Source organism: Dryocola clanedunensis subsp. sulfonylureivorans, from assembly GCF_016756775.1.
GTDB lineage: Bacteria > Pseudomonadota > Gammaproteobacteria > Enterobacterales > Enterobacteriaceae > Dryocola > Dryocola clanedunensis.
Genome location: NZ_JAERMU010000053.1, coordinates 1 through 2930, shown reverse-complemented (window position 1 = coordinate 2930; position 2930 = coordinate 1). Strand labels below are relative to the sequence as shown.

General features: G+C 52.8%; 1 rRNA gene. It reads left to right on the top strand.

From position 1 onward, the window contains the following. Positions 1-2902: ribosomal RNA gene (locus tag HYQ67_RS23625) — 23S ribosomal RNA — on the top strand; the annotation flags it as partial. Positions 2903-2930 lie beyond the last annotated feature (28 nt).

Here is a 2930-nt window from a genome sequence, read left to right as displayed (position 1 = left end):
CGACTAAGCGTACACGGTGGATGCCCTGGCAGTCAGAGGCGATGAAGGACGTGCTAATCTGCGATAAGCGTCGGTAAGGTGATATGAACCGTTATAACCGGCGATTTCCGAATGGGGAAACCCAGTGTGTTTCGACACACTATCGTTAAGTGAATACATAGCTTAACGAAGCGAACCGGGGGAACTGAAACATCTAAGTACCCCGAGGAAAAGAAATCAACCGAGATTCCCCCAGTAGCGGCGAGCGAACGGGGAACAGCCCAGAACCTGAATCAGTTTGTGTGTTAGTGGAAGCGTCTGGAAAGTCGCAGGGTACAGGGTGATACTCCCGTACACTAAAATGCACAGGCTGTGAGTTCGAAGAGTAGGGCGGGACACGTGGTATCCTGTCTGAATATGGGGGGACCATCCTCCAAGGCTAAATACTCCTGACTGACCGATAGTGAACCAGTACCGTGAGGGAAAGGCGAAAAGAACCCCGGCGAGGGGAGTGAAACAGAACCTGAAACCGTGTACGTACAAGCAGTGGGAGCCTCTTTTATGGGGTGACTGCGTACCTTTTGTATAATGGGTCAGCGACTTATATTCTGTAGCAAGGTTAACCGTATAGGGGAGCCGCAGGGAAACCGAGTCTTAACTGGGCGTTAAGTTGCAGGGTATAGACCCGAAACCCGGTGATCTAGCCATGGGCAGGTTGAAGGTTGGGTAACACTAACTGGAGGACCGAACCGACTAATGTTGAAAAATTAGCGGATGACTTGTGGCTGGGGGTGAAAGGCCAATCAAACCGGGAGATAGCTGGTTCTCCCCGAAAGCTATTTAGGTAGCGCCTCGTGAACTCATCTTCGGGGGTAGAGCACTGTTTCGGCTAGGGGGCCATCCCGGCTTACCAACCCGATGCAAACTACGAATACCGAAGAATGTTATCACGGGAGACACACGGCGGGTGCTAACGTCCGTCGTGAAGAGGGAAACAACCCAGACCGCCAGCTAAGGTCCCAAAGTCATGGTTAAGTGGGAAACGATGTGGGAAGGCACAGACAGCCAGGATGTTGGCTTAGAAGCAGCCATCATTTAAAGAAAGCGTAATAGCTCACTGGTCGAGTCGGCCTGCGCGGAAGATGTAACGGGGCTAAACCATGCACCGAAGCTGCGGCAGCGACGCTTATGCGTTGTTGGGTAGGGGAGCGTTCTGTAAGCCGTCGAAGGTGGACTGTGAGGTCTGCTGGAGGTATCAGAAGTGCGAATGCTGACATAAGTAACGATAAAGCGGGTGAAAAACCCGCTCGCCGGAAGACCAAGGGTTCCTGTCCAACGTTAATCGGGGCAGGGTGAGTCGACCCCTAAGGCGAGGCCGAAAGGCGTAGTCGATGGGAAACAGGTTAATATTCCTGTACTCGGTGTTACTGCGAAGGGGGGACGGAGAGGGCTATGTTAGCCGGGCGACGGTTGTCCCGGTTTAAGCATGTAGGCGGAGAGTTTAGGTAAATCCGGACTCTTATCTAACGCTGAGGTGTGATGACGAGGCACTACGGTGCTGAAGTAACAAATGCCGCACTTCCAGGAAAAGCCTCTAAGCATCAGGTAACATCAAATCGTACCCCAAACCGACACAGGTGGTCAGGTAGAGAATACCAAGGCGCTTGAGAGAACTCGGGTGAAGGAACTAGGCAAAATGGTGCCGTAACTTCGGGAGAAGGCACGCTGCTGGTAGGTGAAGTCCCTCGCGGATGGAGCTGAAGGCAGTCGAAGATACCAGCTGGCTGCAACTGTTTATTAAAAACACAGCACTGTGCAAACACGAAAGTGGACGTATACGGTGTGACGCCTGCCCGGTGCCGGAAGGTTAATTGATGGGGTTAAGCGCAAGCTGAAGCTCTTGATCGAAGCCCCGGTAAACGGCGGCCGTAACTATAACGGTCCTAAGGTAGCGAAATTCCTTGTCGGGTAAGTTCCGACCTGCACGAATGGCGTAATGATGGCCAGGCTGTCTCCACCCGAGACTCAGTGAAATTGAACTCGCTGTGAAGATGCAGTGTACCCGCGGCAAGACGGAAAGACCCCGTGAACCTTTACTATAGCTTGACACTGAACACTGGTCCTTGATGTGTAGGATAGGTGGGAGGCTTTGAAGCGAGGACGCCAGTTCTTGTGGAGCCAACCTTGAAATACCACCCTTTAATGGCTGGTGTTCTAACGTAGACCCGTAATCCGGGTTGCGGACAGTGTCTGGTGGGTAGTTTGACTGGGGCGGTCTCCTCCTAAAGCGTAACGGAGGAGCACGAAGGTTAGCTAATCACGGTCGGACATCGTGAGGTTAGTGCAAAGGCATAAGCTAGCTTGACTGCGAGAGTGACGGCTCGAGCAGGTGCGAAAGCAGGTCTTAGTGATCCGGTGGTTCTGAATGGAAGGGCCATCGCTCAACGGATAAAAGGTACTCCGGGGATAACAGGCTGATACCGCCCAAGAGTTCATATCGACGGCGGTGTTTGGCACCTCGATGTCGGCTCATCACATCCTGGGGCTGAAGTAGGTCCCAAGGGTATGGCTGTTCGCCATTTAAAGTGGTACGCGAGCTGGGTTTAGAACGTCGTGAGACAGTTCGGTCCCTATCTGCCGTGGGCGCTGGAGAATTGAGGGGGGCTGCTCCTAGTACGAGAGGACCGGAGTGGACGCATCACTGGTGTTCGGGTTGTCATGCCAATGGCATTGCCCGGTAGCTAAATGCGGAAAAGATAAGCGCTGAAAGCATCTAAGCGCGAAACTTGCCCCGAGATGAATTCTCCCTGACTCCTTGAGAGTCCTGAAGGAACGTTGAAGACTACGACGTTGATAGGCTGGGTGTGTAAGCGTAGCGATACGTTGAGCTAACCAGTACTAATGATCCGTGAGGCTTAACCTTACAACACCGAAGGTGTTTTGGTGAGAGA